Origin of the sequence: Mesorhizobium vachelliae (assembly GCF_033977325.1) — a bacterium.
In the GTDB taxonomy this organism is placed as follows: Bacteria; Pseudomonadota; Alphaproteobacteria; order Rhizobiales; family Rhizobiaceae; genus Mesorhizobium; species Mesorhizobium vachelliae.
The window spans coordinates 307035-326800 of sequence record NZ_JAVIIR010000006.1 but is presented as its reverse complement, the minus strand read 5'-3'; the positions used below and the strand labels follow the sequence as shown (position 1 = coordinate 326800).

Genomic DNA, 19766 nt, shown 5'->3' with positions numbered 1-19766 from the left:
ATCCGTCATTTCGTCGGTCGACGGCGCTCGCCTCTTCCATATAAATCCATTATAGTGGAATCAACTGCAATGTCATCCGCAACGTCAATCTCCGGAGTATCGATGGCCCACGCATATCGCGAGATCACCCTGATCATAGGTAAGTCGCGCATCGGGGCCGCCGAGCGGCATAGCAGGCCGGTGGTCGACCCGGCGACCGGCGAGACGATCGGCGAGCTGCCGATCGCGACGGCCGACGACATCCGCGCCGCCGCCGAGACGGCCGGACGCGCCTATGAACAATGGCGCAAGACCTCCAGCCACCAGCGGCAGTCGATCCTGCGCGGCGCGGCGGCGGCCCTGCGCGCGCGGCGCGAGGAACTGGCCTGGACCATCACCACGGAGCAGGGCAAGCCTCTCGCCGAATCGCGTGGCGAAATCGAAGCCTCCGCAGAAACGTTCGAATGGTTTGCCGATGAAGCGCGCCGGTCCTACGGCCGGATCATACCTTCGCGCTTTCCTGGCAATCGCCAACTCGTGGAGATCGAGCCGGTCGGACCTGTCGCGGCCTTCGCGCCCTGGAACTTCCCTCTCATCAACTCCATTCGCAAGATCGCGCCCGCACTGGCGGCCGGATGCAGCATCGTGATCAAGCCGGCGGAGGAAACACCCGGCGCAACGTTGATCGCGGTCGAATGCCTGCTGGAGGCCGGCTTGCCTGAAGGCGTCGTCAACGTTCTCTACGGCAATCCCGCCGAGATATCGGAAGGCCTCATCCGCTCGCCGGAAATCCGCAAGATCTCCTTTACCGGCTCGGTGCCGGTGGGCCAGTCGCTCGCGGCCCTGGCCGCGACCCATGGCAAGCGCAGCACCATGGAGCTCGGCGGCCATGCGCCCGTCATCGTCCTCGACGATGTGGATACAGCTCAGGTCGCCGCAATGGCCGCCGCGGGGAAATTCCGCAACGCCGGTCAGGTCTGCAATGGCGCGACCCGCTTCTACGTCCAGCGCGGTGTCTACGATGCCTTCCTCGCCGCCTTTGCCGATCACGCAAGGGCAATCGTCGTCGGGGACGGACGCAAGGACGGCGTGCAGATGGGACCGCTCGCCAACGATCGCCGGGTGCTGGCAATGGAGCGCTTCACCGCCGATGCGCGGCGGCGCGGCGGCGGCGTGGTCGGCGGCGAACGCCTCGGCAATGCCGGCAATTTCTTTCAGCCGACCATTTTCCACGATCTCGATCCCAAGGCGGATGCCTATCACACCGAACCGTTCGGCCCGCTGGCGCTCGTGGCGCCTTTCGACGAGGAAGCGGAGGCGCTGCAGCGCGCCAACGACATCAATGTGGGCCTGTCCTCCTTCGTGTTCTCCGACAGCGCGAAGCGGCAGCGGCGCATGATCGACGGCCTGCAGGCCGGACTTGTCGGCGTCAACACCTTCACGGTCAGCTTTCCCGAAACGCCGTTCGGCGGCATCAAGGAGAGCGGCCATGGCCACGAGGGCGGCAGCGAAGGGCTCGAACCTTACCTGGTCAAGAAGTTCGTGCATGTCGCCTGACCCAACGCAGCAGATCCACGATGTCGCCGTCATCGGCGGCGGTATTGTCGGCCTGTCCGCCGCCCTAGAGCTGCAGTCGCGGGGCCGGCTCGTCGTCGTCATCGATCCGGACGACGAGCATCGCCGCGCTTCCTATGGCAATGCCGGGGTGCTCAGCCGGGGGTCGATCCTGCCGGTCGCCGGACCTGGCGTCTGGAACAATTTTTTTCGATACGCGCGCAATGCGGATCCAGCCGTCAGGCTGCGCTATTCATCCTTGCCGGCACTGTGGCCGTGGCTGCGTCGCTTTCTGCGCGCCGCCAACGAGCAAGCGCAGCGCGACAGCGCCGCCATTCTCAATCCGCTCGTCGAGGCGGCTTTCGAACGCCACATCGCGCTGGGCGAAATTGCCGGGACGATACCGCTCATCCATCGCGACGGATGGCTGCGGCTCTACCGCTCGGACGGAAATCTGGCCGGTATCGCTCTGGAGCGCGAAATTCTCGGCGAGCATGGCGTCACGACGGAGCTTCTGAGTGGCGAGGCGATCTATGAGCTCGAGCCTTTTCTGGCGCGCCGTTACGCGCATGGGCTGCTGTTCACGCAGACGGCGTCGGTTCAAAGCCCGGGCGAAGTCGTGCGCCGTTTCGCGGCCGCATTTCGCGCGCGGGGCGGCCAGTTCCTGAAGGACTGCGCGACCGGCCTGCGCCAGACGGAGGCCGGCGTGGATGTCCGAACGCGCGACGGCATCATCCATGCCGGCCATGCGGTGGTGAGCGCCGGCGCCTGGAGCGGCCATCTGCTGCGGGAGCTTGGATATCGGATTCCCCTGGTCTCCGAGCGCGGCTACCACGCGCATTACCGGTTGCGGGAGGGCGCGAGCCTCGGCCGCGCCATCAACGACACCAGCGCCGGCTTCGTCGTCGCGCCGATGAATGGCGAGGTGCGGGTGCTGACTGGTGTGGAGCTTTGCCGACCGGATGACTCGCCTCGGCGGAGTCAGCTCGACCTTGCAGCCGCGGAGGCAGCTAAAACCTTGCCGCTGGGTGAGGCGGCTGGCCCGATCTGGTCGGGCAACCGCCCGTCCACGCCAGATAGCCTCCCGGTGATCGGGCTCGCGCCCCGGCACGATCGTATCGTCCTGGCTTTCGGCCACGGTCATATAGGCTTCTCGACCGGGCCGGTGACAGGTGACATTGTCGCGCGACTCATCCGCAAGGAGCGCCAGAACCTCCCGATTGCGGGATTCGATGTCAGGCGGTTCTCCCGATCCGCCGCGAAACAGTGAGTTGATGATGAGCTATAACGGGGAACTGCTATATCTGTCGCGCGACGACGTGCTGCGCTGCGAGGTCGGACCTTCGGATCTGCTGGCCGCGGTCAGCGATGCCTTCAAGGCCAAGGCCGTCCAGGGAGCGCGGACCGCCAAGCCGATGTCCTTTGAGGCGAACGGCGGATATTTCGACGGCAAGGGCGGCTATTTTTCGGGCTTTTCCGGTCTGAAATGGTACGGCTATTTTGCCGCCAATGCCGGGCACGGCCAGCGCGATTTCTGGCCGATGATCATCCTGAACGAGGCGCAAACGGGACTGCCGGTGGCGTTCATCGACGGCACCTGGATTTCCGAGGTGAGGACCGCGGCAATCTCGGCGGCCGGCGCGACCCGGCTCGCCGATCCGAACGCGCAAAGCATCGCTTTCATTGCCTGCGGCCAGCAGGCGAGAAGCCATCTCCAGGCATTCGGCGCGGCATTTCCCCTGGAGCGCGTTCTTGCCCATGGCCGCCGCAGGGAGACCGCCGAAGCCTTCGCGAACGAGGCGCGCGCGATGGGGTATGATGCCGAGGTGGTGGAAGAGCCACGGCGCGCCATCGAGGATGCCGACATCGTCATCAGCAGCGTGCCGCACCGAACGTTGAATGACGGGTTTCTGGACGCTTCTTGGCTCAAACGCGACGCGTTCGTTTCGATGGTGGATCTGGGCTATAGCTGGCAACGTCGATCGTTCGGTGAGATAGAGCTGCTGGCCACCGACGACCGCGACCAGGTGCCGCCGGGCCGCGGATACAACACCGACCGGGTGCCGGAGAAGGATCTGGCCGATCTGCTCTCGGAAACCAGGGGCGATCATGCGCCGGCGGGTCGAGCGGCTCTTATCTTCTCCGGCTCCGGCCTTGCGGACGTAGCGGTCGCGCGGTTTGTCGTGGACAGGGCCAAGAGCATGGGCATCGGACGCAAGCTGCCGCTTTGATCCTGTCGCCCCGAACCGCTCACATTCTGATTGTCACGGACAATGCACGGGCCGGCTTGCCAGTCGGGCTCGTGAAGGCGTGGCCGATGCGCGCATCGAAGCAGATGCTGTCGCCCTTGCCGATCTTCAGCGGCTCGTCGCCACCTTCCCGGTGGAAGAGTGCCGTTCCCTCCAGGACGTAGACGAAGTTTTCGTCGTCGTGGCGATCCCATTGCTCGAACTGGGAAATGTCCGTCGCCTCGATCGTGAACTCCGTCACGATCAAGGGCGAGTTGGCATGGAGGCCGGCGTCGAGGAACCTCAGCAGGTAGAGCGACGTCGAATGCATCGATCCTTCGTTGCTGCGGGTCAGCTTCACGTCCTGCGACTTTTCAGGCACTCGACCTTCCATCAACTGCATCATGCCGATGCCGAAGCCCTGCGCCAGCTTGTTGAGGGCGTTGTAGGTCGGCGACATCTGCTGCCGTTCGATCTTGGAGAGGGCGGAGCGCGAAAGGCCAGTGTGCTCACTGGTCACGTCCAGCGTCCATCCCCGTTCATCCCGCAGCGCCTTTATGCGCTTGGCGAGAAGCATGGACGGCTTCGCACTGGGACTGGTTTCAATTTCGGCGGTGCGGGCTGGCGGCATCAGGCCTCGGTCTGGAAACGGGAGATAGCGACAATTTAGCGGCAGTTTGACGAATCGTCACGACCCTTCGCACACATCGTCAGGGCGCCTGTTGACGTTTCTCCTATCGTGGAATATGATCTTTCCTTAGATAAAAAGGGGAAGCTCTCCAGAATCTGTACAACAGAATCCAAGTGAAATCCAGATGAATCGAATGTAGATTTCTGGATTGCGCGGTATTGTTTGCACGAAAGCGGAGAAATTGGCGCTTACTCATGCTGTTTCGAGAATAAATTTCTTGAATCGCATCGATTTTGCGCGACTCAACAACGGAGATGGTTGGAATGACTGAATCAAAGCGTATCTGCAAGAGCGCCTTTGTAGGGGCTGTCGCCTATCTCGCGCTTGCCGGCGCTGCCTTTTCCCAGTCGAGCGAAATCCGGATCGAGCCGGGCGCGCCGATCGTGATCGGCGGCTACTGGGTGCTCTCCGGAGGCGATGCCGCGCTCGGCAACGATCAGAAGCGAGGCGTGGAACTGGCCATCAAGGATTTGAACGGCACGATCCTCAATCATCCGGTCCGCCTCGTCGCCGAAGACAGCCAGTGCAGCGCCGAAGGCGGCCAGACGGCCGCGACCAAGCTCGCCTCCAATCCGACGGTCGTCGGCGTGATCGGCCCATCCTGCTCCAGCGAGGCGACGGCCGCCGCGCCGATCCTGTGGAATGCCGGCCTGGTGAGCATCGGCACCTCCGCGACGGCACCGTCCCTTACCGCACCAGACCGCAAGGCCGACTACAAGGGTTTCCTGCGGACCGTGTTCAGCGATGCCGACCAGGGTCCGGCCGATGCGAAATGGATCCATGACGGATTGAAGGCCAAGACGGTCGTCACCATTCACGACGGCAGCCCCTATACGCAGCAGCTTACCGCGGAGATGGCCAAGACCTTCACCGGATTGGGTGGCAAGATCGCGTCCCAGGAAGCGGTCGCGCCGACCGATGTCGATATGCGTCCCTTGCTGGCGCGCATCGCCACGGAAAAGCCCGACGCGGTGTATGTGCCGATCTTCGTTCCCGCGACCGCGCAGATCTTGAAGCAGGCCAAGCAGACCCCGGGACTGGAGAAAATCGCCTTCATCGGTGGCGGCGGCACGATGTCGCCCGACATCATGGACGCGGCGGGTGAGGCGGTCATCGGCTTCTACGGCGCGTTCCCGGACGTCACGCCCGAAGCCCAGGGCAAGGATTACCCCAAGCTCCTTCAGAGCTATCAGGACGAGTATGGCGAAGCGCCGACATCGGGTTTTGTCGCAAACGCCTATGACGCGCTGACGCTGCTCAAGATGGCGCTGGAGAAATCGGCCAAGACCGAGGCCGATGGCACCGTGGTCGTCGACAAGAAAGCCCTTCACGACGCGCTCTTCGCGATCAAGTTCAGCGGCATGAGCGGCGATATCTCCTGCAACGCCGACGGCCAGTGCTCGGCCTTCAAGCCAGGCATCTACCAGTACCAGAGCGCGGATCGCTCGACCTTCGCGATCGGCACGAATCCGAAGAAGATCTACCCCTGAATTGAATAAGCCTGCTCATCGCGATACGCCGGTCGACCGGCGTATCGCTCTAAAGGGGCAGTTGCATCGGACAGTGAATGAGCGAGACAAGCCTTACCACGGCGGCGCCGGGTGCGAGCGCCCGCAAGCGCGTCAACGGCATCGACATCTTCATGTGGGTGTTGCGCTGCGCGGTGGCTGCCGTCGCGCTGTTCGGCATCGTCGCTACGCTGCTCGAAGGACGATACTCGCTTCCCCAGTGGTTCGACTTCGCCATATTCGGGCTCACGCTCGGAAGCGTCTATGCCCTGATCGCGCTTGGCTACACCATGGTCTACGGCGTGCTCAGGATGATCAATTTCGCGCATGGCGATATCACCATGACCGGCGCGTTCGCGGGCTATTTCGTCGCCACCAGCGCATCGCGCAGCGGGCTGTTGGCGACGCATCCGATCCTGGCGATCCTGGCCATCTTCGCGGTCGCGATGGTCACATGCATCGCGGTCGCGCTTGCCACCGAGCGGTTTGCCTATCGGCCGTTCCGGAACAGCTCCGGCCAGGCGCCGCTGATCTGTGCCATCGGTGTTTCGTTCGTGCTGGAACAGACCGTACGGGGCATGTTCGGCTCCGGCGTCAAATCCTATCCGGTCACCCCCTGGCAGGATGCCGTCGTCACCGTGTTGGGCATGCGGATCCCGGTCGTCAATCTCTTCGTCATGGGATGCGCGATCTCGGCGATGGTGATCCTCTATCTCATCGTTCATCGCACCCGCATGGGAATGGCAATGCGGGCCGTCTCCGAGGACAAGGCCGCCGCTTCCCTGATGGGCGTCGATGTCGACCGCGTCGTCGTCTTCGCCTTTGCCCTCGGCGGGGCGATGGCGGGCGTGGCCAGTGTCTGTTACGCGCTGATCTATCAGCAGGTACATTTCTTCATGGGCTTCGCCCCGGGCATCAAAGCCTTCGGCGCCGCGGTTCTCGGCGGCATCGGCAGCATACCGGGCGCGATGGTGGGCGGAATGTTCCTCGGTCTGATCGAAGCCGTCGGCCCGGCATTGTTCCTTGACGGCCTGGGCATAACCGCACCCTATCAACTGCGCGACGCTATCGGTTTCCTGGTGCTTTTGATGGTCCTCATCTTCAGGCCGCAAGGACTGTTCGGTGAAGCCATGGCGAAGAAGCGGGCATGAGCGTGCAGCAGGATGATTTCGACGGGCGGCTGAACCGCCACCTGCGGCGCGGCATCGCAACTGGAGCCGGCGCGGCGCTGGTCGCGGTCTATCTGAGCAGCGTCGGGCTGCTGGCGATGATGAACGCCCGCCCGGTTATCGCCAATGTCCTGACGCTCGCGCAAACCGCGCTGCTGGCGATCGCTTTTCTGGCCGGACTGATCAGCCAGAGATCATCCTCGAAAAATCCCGCCCCGGCATTCTGGACCGCTCCGCTGGCAGGCCTCGTTGCCGGCCTGCTGGTGGCCGGTTTCGCCAGCCTGATCCTCGGCGTCAATCTTCGGTCGATCTTCATCGCGCTCACCCCGCCGCTGGCGCGGCTGCTGACCTTCGGACAAACGGGCATTTCGGGTACCGTCCTGCTGGCCGCCGGCTCGGTGGCCGTGGCTTCGGCCGGCGCGCTGTATCAGCGCCTGCCGCAGAAGGTCCGGCGCCTGATGTTTCCCGCCGCGCTCGCGGTGCTTTTGTGCGGCATGTTCCAGGAATTCATTCAGGTCATCCTGCAAAGCAACGCCCTGTTTCGCTGGTTTGCTCCATGGTTCTATGGCTGGGACGGGCTGACCGGCAGGGGCGGGCTGACGATCTTCGCCATTGCCCTGGTCGTCGCCGCCCTGCCGCTTCTGCTTCGCAAGCCCGGCGGTTTCGCCGGCGGCACCGGCGGTCATCCATGGCAGCGGCCCATGCCGGCGCTGCTGATGCTGTTGCTGCTGCTCCTGGTTCCTATCGCTGGCGGTCCTTATATCGCGCAAGTCTTCCTGCTGATCGGCCTCTATGTGCTGATGGGCATGGGTCTCAACCTGGAGCTCGGTCTTGCCGGCCTGCTGGATCTGGGCTTCGTCGCCTTCTTCGCGACTGGAGCCTACATCACCGCAATCCTGACGGCGGACAGCCCGCTCGCGCTCGCGCATTACACGGCCGTGCCCAGTTTTTCGTTCTGGGCGGCGATGCCGATCGCGGTTCTCGGCGCCGTGCTGATGGGCATCCTGTTCGGCATACCGGTGCTCGGGGTCAAGGGCGACTATCTCGCCGTCGCGACATTGGGGCTCGGCGAAATCGTGCGGATCGTGGTCCAGTCGGATGCGGCGGCTCCCCTGCTCGGCGGCGCCCAGGGCATCCTGCAGATACCGAAGCCGCAGGTCGGCGGCTTCCAGTTCGGCAGCGCGGTGTCGCTGTTCTACCTGACCCTCGCCGCGGCCATCTTCGCCGCCTATTGCGCCTGGCGGCTGGAACGGTCGCGGCTCGGCCGGGCCTGGATCGCCTTGCGCGAGGACGAGGATGTCGCGCAGGCCATGGGCATAAATCTCGTGCAAAGCAAGTTGCTCGCCTACGCCTTCGGCGCGGCGTTCGCAGGACTGGCCGGCTCCATCTTCGCGGTGATGGTGAATTCGGTGTTTCCTTCGAGCTTCCAGCTCCTGATGTCGATCAACGTCCTGGCGCTGATCGTCGTGGGAGGGCTGGGTAGCCTGTCCGGCGTTGTTCTCGGCGCGCTGGTCCTTATCGGCCTGCCGGAGGCGCTGCGCGAATTCGGCGAATTCCGCTACCTGTTCTACGGGCTGGCGCTCATCCTCACCATGCGGCTGATGCCTGAAGGCCTGTGGCCGGCAGGCCATCGGCGGCGCAGGATCGTGGCTCCCATGGCGGGCGCGCAAGGCGTTCGGGCGACGCGGCCATGACGCAAAACGCTGTTCTTCGCGCCGTGCGCATGGGCAAGCGCTTCGGCGGCCTTGTCGCCATAAACGCGCTCGACCTCGAGGTTCGCGAGGGTGCGATCTGCAGCATCATCGGGCCGAACGGAGCGGGCAAGACGACGGCATTCAATTGCCTGACCCAGATGATCTCGCCAAGCTCGGGCGAAGTGTATTTCGCCGGAACGCGCATCGACGGCATGTTGCCCGACATGGTGGTGGCCACAGGCATTTCCCGCACCTATCAGACGATCCGGCTCTTCCGGAACATGACAGCGCGCGAGAATACGCTTGTCGGCATGCATCTGCACCTCAGGCGTTCGAGCTGGTGGGGCTCGCTGCTCAACCTCAAATCCAATCGCGAAGGGGAGCGTGAGGCCGCTATCGAAGCCGATCGGCTGCTCGAATTCGTCGGTCTGAGGGGCAAGGGCGACATGGTCGCCGACCATCTCTCCTATGGCGAGCAGCGGCGCCTCGAAATCGCGCGCGCGCTCGCGACGCGCCCGCGGCTGCTCATGCTCGACGAACCTGTCGCCGGGATGAATCCGAGCGAGACTGCCGAGATGGCCGTCTTCATTCGAAGGCTGCGTGACGAGCTTGGCATCACCATTCTCCTGATCGAGCATCAGATCAAGATGGTCATGGAACTGTCCGACCAGGTCGTCGTGCTGGACCACGGCGTCAAGATCGCGGACGGGGTCCCTGCCGACGTGCAACGCAATCCCGATGTCATCAAGGCCTATCTCGGATCGGGCGGCAGCCGTGGCGCGAAGCGCGTGGCGAGCGGCATCGAGCACGCGCTGACTTCGCCCGCGAAGGAAGGCCATCCATGATCCTCGAAGTCGAGAACATGTCGCTTGCCTATGGCAACATCGAAGCGGTTCGTGGTGTCTCGTTCACGATCGTGGACGGCGGCATCGTCGCGCTGGTGGGAGCCAACGGCGCCGGCAAGAGTTCGACGCTCAACGCCATCAGCGGGCTGATCCCGATCAAAAGCGGCAGCATAAGGATAGACGGGCAATCGTCGGCCGCGCTCAAGCCGCACGAGATCACGCGCCGGGGCATCGTCCAGGTGCCGGAAGGGCGACGGATCTTCGGACGCCTCTCGGTGGAGGAAAATCTGCTGATTGGGGCGTTCTCGAGAACCGACCATGCTGCGATCGCGGAAGACCGCGACCGCATGTTCGAATTGTTTCCCCGGCTGAAGGAGCGGCGGCGCCAGGTCGCGGGCACGCTCTCGGGCGGCGAGCAGCAGATGGTGGCAACCGCGCGCGGGCTCATGGCGCGGCCGAGGGTGCTGCTCATGGACGAGCCGTCGATGGGCCTCGCGCCCCTGGTGGTGGAACAGGTGTTCGATACGATCCAGGCCATCAACGCGGCGGGAACGACGGTCCTCCTGGTCGAGCAGAACGCGCTGATGGCGTTGGAAATCGCCCACCACGCCTATGTCATGGAGCACGGCGAGATCGTGCTCGAAGGGCCGGGCGCGGAACTGGCCGTCGATGAGCGCGTGATCTCGATCTATCTGGGCTGAGGCGCATCCGGTTTGAGCGTGAAGGCCGCCGCGGCAGCCGGCAGGCTATGCGCTTATGATGCAGTCGGCGATCTTCTCGCCGATCATCATCGTGGTGAGATTGATGTTGGCGCTCGGTATGGATGGCATGATCGAAGCGTCCGCGACGCGCAGCCGCTCGACGCCGTAGACCAGGCCCTTGGGATCGACAACAGCGTAGCTATCGTCCGGAGCGCCCATCTTGCAGGTGCCGCATGGATGCCAGTCGCCTTGCACGCCGGTGCGGATCCACTCTTCCATCGTGGCGTCGTCGGCAAGCGTGCGCTCCAGAGGAAAGCGGCGGTCGACGGCCGCGCCAAGCACCATGCGTCGCGCCGGCCCACCCAAATCGAGCAGGCTCGCGGCGACGTTGGTGACGAGCTTGTTCCATGCCGTCGGCGCCGAGAGATTGCGCAGCGACTCGGCATAGATGCCGGGCCAGAAACCGTTGACGAAACCGCTCACCGGGTCCGTGGACAGGAAGCCGGCGACCCGCCGGGCGGTCGACTTGAAACGCGCAAGGTCCCGTTCGTCGGACAGGTAGTTGAAGGCGACGAAGGGTTCGGCCTCCGGCGACGCGGCGTTGAGCCGGACGATTCCTTTGGAGTAGGCCTTGTTGGGGCCGAAATTGACCGTGGCCAGCCGCTGGCCGAGGCGGGTCGCCGCAAAACGCCCGGACACGGTCAGCTTCATGTCGACTGGCGCGCAGTCCGGATGTCCGGAGCTCCAGCGCATATGCATCAGGAAGCCGTTCCGCGCGGCAGGCGAGAGCCGGCCATGGTCGCGAAGGTGGACGCCGAAACCGATCAGCGGGTGGTCAAGCAGGTTTTCGCCAACGCCGCGACGATCGCACAGGACCGGGACGTTCACCTCGCGAAGATGCTCCGCGCTGCCAATGCCGGCACGCATCAGCAAGGCCGGCGTGTGCAGCGCGCCGGCCGAGAGAATGACTTCTCCGGCCTCGATCCACTGTTCCCGGCCTTTGGTGACGACATTGACGCCGGTTGCCCTGCGCCCCTCGAAGGTCAGGGAGCGAGCGGTGGAACCGGCGAGGATCCTGAGATTGGGGCGGCGTCGGGTCGATTCATCGAGGTAGCCAGCGGCCGCGGAGACACGGTGGTTGTAGGCGTTGTTGCGGCCGAAGGGGAAACAGGCGTCCCCGGTCTGCTGATGACTGTCATCCAGGTAAGGGATGCCGACTTTCCCGACGGCGTCGCGAAAGGCGAGCGCGAAGGGGCTCCAATGCTCGGGGAATGTCCGGCGGATCGGGATGCGCCCCTCCGTGCCGCTCAGCGGTGTGGCAAAATCGAGGTCGCGCTCGATCCGCTTGAAGAGAGGCAGGCAATCGTTCCAGGACCAGCCCGAAGCTCCGAGTTCCTCCCATTCATCATAGTCCGCGGCCAGGCCGCGGATCAGCACCTGACCGTTGACCGACGAGCCGCCGCCCATCACGCGCGCCTGCTCGTAACGCCGGGGTTTCATGTCTGCCTTGACCTGCGCCTGGGACTTGTTGCCGAGCGCGCCGGTATAGGCTTCGAGGTCGGTCCAATAGCGGTATGGCTGGAAATAATCGGGTAGGAAGGCGTCGGAATAGATCGCGTCCGGCACGGCTTCCGGCGGCGTGTCCGGCCCCGCCTCAACGAGGCAGACGCTGCGCCGAGGGTCCGCGGACAACCTGTTGGCAAGCACGCAACCCGCGGAGCCGCCACCCACAATCACATAATCGAAACGCATGCGATCTCCATAATTCCACTATAGGAGAACGTCAATGGCGCGATCGGCAATCCATCGAAATAGCGGGGTCCGGCAAGTGTGGCAGGGAAGCTCGCGCCGAATGTAGCCGTCGGCGTGAGGCGCAACACAAGATTATTGGCGGTGCCGTTTGCTGCGCGGGCAATCGTTATCGAGCAATTGCAGCGAAACTTCTTTCAAACCGGTCCAGGACATCATCGACATCCGCCATCGCCAGGCAAAGCGGCGGGCACATCCGGATGACGTTCCGGTAGGGTCCGGATCGGCTGGCGACGAGCCCGTTGCGGCGCGTTTCCTCGAAGACCGCGAGCGTTTCCTCCGGCGCCGGCTCTTTCGTCGCGCGGTTCCTGACGAGCTCGATCGCAAGCATCAGGCCACGGCCCCTGACGTCGCCGATGATCGGATAGCGTTCCTTCAAATCCTCAAGCCGGGTCCTCAGCGCGCCACCGACAGTTCGCGCGTTTTCCTGCAGCCGCTCCTCCCGCATCACCTTGAGGACGGCCCTGCCGGCCGCGCAGGCGACGGGATTGGCTCCATAAGTGTGGAACAGGAACTTGTCGGCCATCGTTTCGGCAACCTCGCGCGTGGCGATGACCGCGCCGAGCGGGATGCCGTTGCCGACGCCTTTCGCCACCACAACGATGTCAGGCACCACGCCATGCGATTCAAACGACCAGAAGGCCTCGCCCGTGCGTCCGACGCCGGACTGCACCTCGTCGATGATGCAAAGACCGCCCGCGGCCCGCACGCGCTCGAACGCGCCGGCAATGTAGCCTTCGGGGATGGGGACAATGCCGCCATAGCCCTGCACCGGTTCGACGATCATGCCCGCCAGCCTACCGCTCGTCGACGTCGCGATCGCCCGATCGATCTCCTTCAGATACGGCTCCACGCCTTCGCCGTGGATGCCGCGATACTGGTTCGGTTCGGGCACGAAGGTCACGCCGCCAAGCTGTGGGACCGAGTGGCGGAAGCCGGCTATCCCCGTCACCGATTGCGCGCCGAAGGTGGCGCCGTGATAGCTGGAGGCGAGCGCCAGCATGTCGATGTTGCCGGTGTGCGAACGCGCCATCAAAAGCGCGAGGTCGATCGCCTCCGCGCCGGAGTTGGTGAAATGCACCACCCACTCATGGCCGGCCGGCATCGTGCCTGCCAGTTCTTCGGCATATTGGGCCGGCACCGGATGGTAGAACATGGTTGTGCAGTGGGTGAGTTCGGCAACCTGTTCGCTCGCCGCCTTGACGACCCGCGGGTGGGCGTGCCCGACAGAGATGCAAAGGTTCATGCCAAGGAGGTCAATGTATTTCCTGTCCTGCTCGTCCCACACATATTGCCCTCGGCCACGCTTGATGATCAGCGGATCCTTGTAGGGAACGAATTTGCGCTGGGAGGCGGAGTAGAAGCGGTTCCGGCGATCGACGATACCTTGCGTCGACCAGTCGATCGCGAGCGACGAATGGGTATGAGGAGCGTTCATATCTTGGCCTCCCGGATTGGATGGCAACAGGATAGAACATGGACGCGCGCCGAAGGCATCCGGCAAAATCATCCATCAGGATAACTGATGCAGCCGATTAGCAGCTGGCGGATCCGACGAACGCAATAAGGTCCGCCTCATGCCGAAGCGACGGATGAGTCCAAGGCGTAATGGTCCGGAGGCAAATCGGGCAGGCGCTCGTTTATCGTCTGCTTCAGCACCTCGGCGGTGCGCGCGGCAAAGGCCTCGGGCAGATCACCCAACTCGCGCTCGCGCGCAACCAGGAGGATGTTGCGGGACAGGCTGGTGAAGGGCAGGGGGTGGATGTCGATTTCCATGCCCTCGGCGAGGCCGTCGATGAGAAGGGTCGGCGTCAGGATGGCGAAACCCATGCCCGCCGCAACAGGCGCCATCACGACGCTGGAGCGATCGCCCTCCATCGCCCTCGGCAATTCTATGCGCAGGCGACTGAGATGCTGGTCGACGCGCAAGCCCACCGGCGTCTCCCTGGAGAAACGGACGAATGCGAGCTTTCTCGAAAGCTTGGTGATGTCTCCGACATCGCCGGAAAAGCCCTTCGGCGTCACCAGCAGGAATTTTTCGGTCATGACCGGATAGCGCGTCAGCCCCTCGATCTCGAAGAGCTCGCCTGAGGTCACCGCAAGATCGGCGCGGCGTGCACGAAGCAGCGCGACATGGTCGGTGGCAAGCCCGGCAAAAAGGCTGAGTTCGGGAATGCCGAAATTCTTGCGTGCCAGCACCGAAAGAGCCGGCGCCAGCGTGGTGGCGATGGAGGCCAGCAGCGCTACCCTGAGCAACGGCAGCGGCGCCGCGTTGATGCGGCGGGCATCGGTGCGCAGCCCCTCGACTTCCGCCAATATAGCTGTGGCCCGGCGGTGCAGCGCGATGCCGGCCTTGGTCAGTTCGATCGGCCTCAGATTGCGGTCGATCAGGCTGACGCCGAGGGCCGTTTCCAGGTTCTTCAGGTGCTGCGAGGCGGCCGACTGCGTCATGCCGAGCATTTGCGCGGCCTGCGTCACATGCCGCGTTTCGACGACGGCCGCGAAGACCTCGATCGATCGAAAAAGGTTGAAGTCGAAGCTGCCACTCTTCACCAGGGTTCCTTCGCGGGCCGTACATAAGTTTTCCTAATGTTGCAGAAATCCCATTGAGCGCAAGCCTGCTTGGCGGGAAAGATCGCGCCGTTTCGACGGCAAGGGTATCGCATCGGTGAAGGAAGACGCTCGGATCGTTATCATAGGCGGCGGCGTGATTGGCTTGAGTGTCGCCTATCACCTTGCCGAGCTTGGCGTCACCGATGTCGTTCTCATCGAGCGCAACCAGTTGACGAGCGGCACCTCCTGGCACGCGGCCGGGATCGTGGGGCCGCTCAGGGCAACGCTCAACCTGACGCGCCTGGCGCAATACGCGACCGAGCTGTTCCCGAAGCTCGAGGAACTGACAGGCCAGACCTCCGGTTACCGTCAAACCGGTGGGGTCTGGCTGGCGCGCCGGGAAGAGCGGATGAGCGAGCTCAAACGTATCGCGCATATGGGCGACGTCTGCGGTCTCAAGGTGGAGATCATTGGAGCGGATGTCGTCGGCGAGCGGATCCCAGGAATTGCGCTGGACGGGCTCGCGGGCGCGCTTTGGGTGGAGGAAGACGGGCAGGCCAATCCCGTCGATATCTGCGCGGCCTACGCCAAACGGGCACGCGCCGCCGGCATCCGGGTCCTCGAAGGAACGGCCTGCAGCGGCTTCGTGATCGAGAACGGCCGCGTCGCCGGTGTCAAGCTCGCCTCCGGTAACACGATCCGCTGCGAGGTCGCTGTGAACTGCGCCGGCGCCTGGGCTAGGCAAATCGGCGCCATGGCCGGCGTGCCGGTGCCGCTGCAGGCGGCCGAGCACATGTATGTGGTGACAGAGCCGGTGGCTGGGCTGCCCGATCCTTTCCCGATCGTGCGTGACCTGGATGAGGGCATCTACGTCAAGGGCGATTCCGGCAAGCTGGTGCTTGGCGGCTTCGAGCCCAATGCCAAGGTCCTCGACGTCACCGGCCCGGTTGGCGACAGGCCTTTTCTCGAGCTGCCGGAAGATTGGGAGCAGTTCGAGCCCTTCATGTCGGCAGGCCTGCGGCTCTTTCCGCCACTTGCCGAAACAGGCATCCGTCACTTCATGAACGGGCCGGAGAGCTTCACGCCGGACACCCAGCCGCTGATGGGCGAGTCGCCCTATCTGCGCGGCTTCTTCGTCGCCGCCGGGTTCAACTCGACGGGCATGATGTCGTCGGCCGGCGCCGGCAAGGCGATGGCCGAATGGATCGTCGACGGGGAACCCGGTCTCGACCTGTGGCCGCTCGATATCGCGCGTTTCGACCGCGGCGCCGCGTCCCGCGCCTTCGTTGAGGCGCGCATGGAGGAATCGGTCGCCGACCTCTTCCGCATGCACTGGCCTTACAAGCAGTCCAAGGCCGGCCGTGGCCTGCGCCGTTCGGCATGGCACGGCATGCTGGATGAGGCCGGAGCGGTGTTCGGCGCGCCGACCGGCTGGGAACGACCACTCTGGTATGCCCGCGATGAAGCCGAGCGCGAGCCGCGCTACACCTTCGGCAGGCAGTTCTGGTGGCAGGCCGCTGAACGCGAGGCTGTCGCCATGGCGAGCGGCGTCGGGCTGTTCGAGCTTTCCCCGTTCACGAAGCTCGATGTCACCGGGCGCGATGCGGTGAAGCTGCTGCAACAACTCGCCGCCAACAATATCGACGTCGCGGAGGGCAGGGCAGTCTATACGCAGATGCTCAACCGCAACGGCGGGATCGAGGCCGACGTCACGGTCACGCGCTGCGGCGAGACCGCCTTTCGGATCGTTTCCGGCGCGGCTACCCGGCAGAAGGATTTCGCGTGGGTCGCGAGGCACGCCAGCGATCTCGGGCTCGACGCCTCGGTGTTCGACGCCACCTCGGCCGAGGCTGTGCTCGGCGTCATGGGGCCGCGCTCTCGCGAATTGCTGCAGCAACTGACCGGCGCGGATCTGTCGGAGGCGGCCTTTCCCTTCTCGGCGTCACGGCGCATCGACATCGGCATGGTCAATGTGCGGGCGACGCGGGTCAGCTTCGTCGGCGAGCTTGGCTATGAGCTCTATGTCCCCGTCGAATGCGCCGAGAGCCTGCTGGCGGCCATCCGGGAAGCCGGCAAGGCGCATGACGCGGTCTTTTGCGGCCATTATGCGCTGGACGGTTGCCGGCTGGAAAAGGGTTACCGGCACTGGGGCCATGATATCGGGCCGAAGGAGACGCCGATCGAGGCGGGCCTGGGCTTTGCTGTCTCCTGGACGAAGGGCGGATTCATCGGCCGTGAAGCCCTCGAAGCGCGCAAGGCGCAGGGCTTTGGGCGCCGCCTGCTGCATTTCGCGGTCGACGGCGCCAATCCGCTTCTGCTGCATGACGAGCCCATTTACCGGGACAGCAAGTTCGCCGGGCTGACCACCTCAGGCGGCTTCGGCTTTCGCACCGGATTGAGCCTCTGCCTCGGTTACGTCGCCTGCGATCCAGCCGAAACGAAGCAGCAGATCGCCACTTCGAGCTACGAGATTGCGGTCGCCGGAGAGCGCTTCGGTCTCAGGCTTCTCGACAGGCCACCCTACGACCCAACCGGCGGCAGAATGCGCGGCCAACAGGAGACATTATGAGACAGCATGCCCGCGTCGTCGTGATCGGCGGCGGCGCCATGGGGGTTTCCCTTCTCTATCATCTCGCCAAGCGCGGCTGGAGCGACGCGGTGCTTGTCGAGCGCCAGGAACTGACCGCGGGCTCGACGTGGCACGCCGCAGGGCTTTGCACGCATTTCGCCCACAATGCCACGATCATGGAGATGCGCGCCCATTCCGTGCGGCTCTACCGCGAGGTGCTGACAGCCGAGACCGGCCTGCCGACCGGCTTCCACGCAAGCGGCGCGCTTCGCGTGACACGCTCGCCGGAGCGGATGGCCGAATTCCGCCATGTGCAGGGCCTTGGCCGCTTCGTCGGCTACGACTTCAACATCCTGACGCCGGCCGAGCTGAAGAAAATATATCCGCTCTGCGAAACCGACGGCATCCTGGGCGCCTTCCATGAGCCGCATGACGGCCATGTCGATCCGACTTTGGCCACCAACGCGATGGCGGCGGGGGCGCGTTCGCGCGGCGCCGAGATCCTTCGGCACAATCCTGTGCAGTCGATCGAGCGCACGGCTTCGGGCGAGTGGCTGGTCCGCACCGCGCAAGGCGATATCAGGGCGGAGCATGTGGTGAACGCGGCCGGCACCTGGTGCCGCGAGGTCGGCACCATGATGGGCATCGACCTGCCCGTCGTGCCAATGCTGCATCAATATGTCGTCACCGATACCGTGCCTGAAATAGCCGCGCGCATCGCGGCCGGCGAGAAGGAACTGCCGATCATCCGCGATCCGGAGGAGAGCTGGTATCTGCGGCAGGAGCGGGACGGCTATATCGTCGGGCCATACGAGAAGGCGGCGCATCCCTGGGCGATCGACGGCGTGCCGCCCGCATTCGGAATGGAACTCCTGCCACCCGATCTCGACCGCGTCGAGCATATCATCGCGTTGGCGATGGAACGTGTGCCGGCGCTCGCCAATGCCGGCATCAAGACCGTGGTCAACGGCCCGATCACCTTCACGCCCGACGCCAATCCGCTGGTGGGGCCTGCTTTCGGCCTCCCGAACGGCTGGCTTCTGACGGGGTCGAGCATGGGCGTGATGGAGGGTGGCGGCGCCGGCGCCTTCCTCGCCGACTGGATCGTCGACAGCGAGCCGCCACGCGATGCGCTGGCGATCGATCCACGGCGCTTCGGCAACTATGCCGATCGCGACTATCGCGTCGACAAGGCGGTGGAATGCTTCGGCCTGCAATTCGGTGTCCACTACCCTTACGAGGAACGTGAGGCTGGGCGCCCGCGCCGCACCACGCCGGCGCTCGACATCCAGCTGTCGCAAGGGGCGGTGCTCGGCGCCGCCTATGGCTGGGAGCGACCGAACTGGTTCGCGACCGGGAACTTCGATCGCGACCCGCCGCTGACATTCAAACGGCCCGGCTGGCTCGGCGCGGTGAAAGGGGAATGCCTCGCCGTCCGCGACAGCGCCGGCCTCATCGACCTTTCGGCCTTCTCGAAATTCGAGGTGAGCGGGCCGGACGCCGAAGCCTTCATGGCTGCCCTGGGCGCCAACACGCCGCCGTCGCGCCTCGGCCGCATCGGTCTCATTCACGTTCTGTCCGAGAGAGGCGGTGTCGCGTCCGAGTTCACGGTCACGCGGCTCGAGCAGCACCGCTTCTACCTGACCAGCGCGGCGCTGGCCGAACGGCATGACGAAGACCTGCTTCGCGCCCGGTCGGCCCCGTTTGCCGGTGTCGTGATCGAGAACATCACCGAGAGGCGAGGCGTCCTCGGCGTCATGGGACCGAACGCGGCCGAGATTCTGCAAGCTGTCAGCCAGGTCGATTTATCGAGCGCAGCCTTCCCATGGCTGTCTGCGCAGACGATCAGGGTCGCCGGCATCAAGGTGACCGCGCTTCGGGTGTCTTACGCCGGCGAGTCGGGATGGGAGCTGCATGTGCAGCTCGCGCAGTTCCGGCGGCTCTACGAAACGATCGCCAAGGCCGGCGCGAAGCATGGCCTGCGCCCCTTCGGTGTCTATGCCTTGAACTTCATGCGGCTGGAGAAGGGCTATCGTGGCTGGGGCGCGGACCTCACAACCGAGCGCACGCCGCTCGAGGCCGGACTGGGCGCCTTGGTCAAGGCGGACGGACGTTCCTTCGTCGGCCGCGAGGCCATGCTGGAGCGCCAGAAGGCGAGCCCCTGGCGGATGGCGCTGTTGGAGATCGACGACGACGGCGAACGGCTCCCGTTCTACAGCCACGCCGTCCTGCAAGATGGCCGGCCGGTCGGCGTCATCACCAGCGGCGGCTATGGCTTCCGCACCAGCAAGCTGCTGGCGCTTGCCTATCTCAGGCCAGGGGTGCCCGAACGCGAGTTCGGCATCTCGATCCTGGGCAAGGAACTAGCGGCGCACGAACTGCGGGAAGCTCCCTATGACCCGCGAAATCTGCGGTTGCGTGGACTGGACCATCTGCAGCCCGCCGCATCCGTCTGAACGTCTGGAG

At 64.6% G+C, this 19766-nt stretch carries 14 protein-coding genes; 10 read left to right on the top strand and 4 right to left on the bottom strand.

Annotation, left to right across the window (positions count from 1 at the left end; all coding sequences use genetic code 11):
- Positions 1 to 102: 102 nt before the first annotated feature.
- The 3 genes from RFM41_RS15715 to RFM41_RS15705 are packed head-to-tail and all read left to right on the top strand — an operon-like array spanning position 103 to position 3764.
- A complete protein-coding gene (locus RFM41_RS15715; protein WP_320250066.1) occupies positions 103 to 1536 on the top strand; it encodes an NAD-dependent succinate-semialdehyde dehydrogenase in 1434 nt (477 codons plus the stop codon).
- Entirely contained in the window at positions 1526 to 2803 is a 1278-nt protein-coding gene (locus tag RFM41_RS15710) for an NAD(P)/FAD-dependent oxidoreductase (RefSeq protein WP_320250065.1), read from the top strand. Before RFM41_RS15715 ends, RFM41_RS15710 begins: the two co-directional genes overlap by 11 nt.
- Positions 2706 to 3764 carry an ornithine cyclodeaminase family protein gene (locus tag RFM41_RS15705; RefSeq protein WP_320319277.1) on the top strand — a complete coding sequence of 353 codons (1059 nt, stop codon included), beginning with the start codon at positions 2706 to 2708 and terminating at the stop codon, positions 3762 to 3764. Before RFM41_RS15710 ends, RFM41_RS15705 begins: the two co-directional genes overlap by 98 nt.
- 19 nt (positions 3765 to 3783) lie before the next feature.
- Here the strand turns inward: RFM41_RS15705 and RFM41_RS15700 are convergent, their stop codons facing one another.
- Positions 3784 to 4338 (bottom strand): helix-turn-helix domain-containing protein, encoded by a 555-nt coding sequence (locus RFM41_RS15700; protein WP_320250058.1) that lies wholly within the window; start codon positions 4336 to 4338, stop codon positions 3784 to 3786.
- A gap of 377 nt (positions 4339 to 4715) precedes the next feature.
- Here RFM41_RS15700 and RFM41_RS15695 point away from each other — a divergent pair, with 377 nt between their 5' ends.
- The 5 genes from RFM41_RS15695 to RFM41_RS15675 all read left to right on the top strand — a co-directional run bounded on the left by RFM41_RS15695 (position 4716) and on the right by RFM41_RS15675 (position 10369).
- Positions 4716 to 5942, top strand: coding sequence for a branched-chain amino acid ABC transporter substrate-binding protein (locus RFM41_RS15695; RefSeq protein WP_320250056.1), 1227 nt, complete (start codon positions 4716 to 4718; stop codon positions 5940 to 5942).
- A 77-nt stretch (positions 5943 to 6019) separates the two neighbouring features.
- The gene (locus RFM41_RS15690) at positions 6020 to 7111 is read left to right on the top strand and encodes a branched-chain amino acid ABC transporter permease (RefSeq protein WP_320250054.1); all 1092 of its coding nucleotides are present in this window, start codon (positions 6020 to 6022) and stop codon (positions 7109 to 7111) included.
- Positions 7108 to 8823, top strand: a complete 1716-nt coding sequence (locus RFM41_RS15685; RefSeq protein ID WP_320250052.1) for a branched-chain amino acid ABC transporter permease — start codon at positions 7108 to 7110, stop codon at positions 8821 to 8823. The genes RFM41_RS15690 and RFM41_RS15685 overlap by 4 nt, the downstream gene beginning before the upstream one ends.
- On the top strand, positions 8820 to 9668 hold the full coding sequence (locus tag RFM41_RS15680) for an ABC transporter ATP-binding protein (protein ID WP_320250050.1): 849 nt from the start codon (positions 8820 to 8822) through the stop codon (positions 9666 to 9668). Before RFM41_RS15685 ends, RFM41_RS15680 begins: the two co-directional genes overlap by 4 nt.
- Positions 9668 to 10369, top strand: a complete 702-nt coding sequence (locus RFM41_RS15675; protein WP_320250161.1) for an ABC transporter ATP-binding protein — start codon at positions 9668 to 9670, stop codon at positions 10367 to 10369. The genes RFM41_RS15680 and RFM41_RS15675 overlap by 1 nt, the downstream gene beginning before the upstream one ends.
- A gap of 45 nt (positions 10370 to 10414) precedes the next feature.
- On the opposite strand, the gene RFM41_RS15670 is transcribed toward RFM41_RS15675, so the two are convergent.
- The 3 genes from RFM41_RS15670 to RFM41_RS15660 form a co-directional block, all read right to left on the bottom strand.
- Positions 10415 to 12121: a GMC family oxidoreductase gene (locus RFM41_RS15670; protein WP_320250048.1), complete on the bottom strand. Its 1707-nt coding sequence runs from the start codon at positions 12119 to 12121 to the stop codon at positions 10415 to 10417.
- Between the two features lie 166 nt (positions 12122 to 12287).
- Positions 12288 to 13616: an aspartate aminotransferase family protein gene (locus RFM41_RS15665; RefSeq protein ID WP_320250046.1), complete on the bottom strand. Its 1329-nt coding sequence runs from the start codon at positions 13614 to 13616 to the stop codon at positions 12288 to 12290.
- A gap of 137 nt (positions 13617 to 13753) precedes the next feature.
- Complete coding sequence (locus tag RFM41_RS15660) at positions 13754 to 14731, bottom strand: LysR family transcriptional regulator (protein WP_320250044.1); 978 nt, start codon at positions 14729 to 14731, stop codon at positions 13754 to 13756.
- Positions 14732 to 14846: 115 nt separating this feature from the next.
- On the opposite strand from RFM41_RS15660, the gene RFM41_RS15655 reads away from it, so the two are divergent.
- Positions 14847 to 17300: a GcvT family protein gene (locus tag RFM41_RS15655; RefSeq protein WP_320250042.1), complete on the top strand. Its 2454-nt coding sequence runs from the start codon at positions 14847 to 14849 to the stop codon at positions 17298 to 17300.
- On the top strand, positions 17297 to 19756 hold the full coding sequence (locus RFM41_RS15650) for a GcvT family protein (protein ID WP_320250040.1): 2460 nt from the start codon (positions 17297 to 17299) through the stop codon (positions 19754 to 19756). The genes RFM41_RS15655 and RFM41_RS15650 overlap by 4 nt, the downstream gene beginning before the upstream one ends.
- The last annotated feature ends 10 nt before the right edge of the window (positions 19757 to 19766 follow it).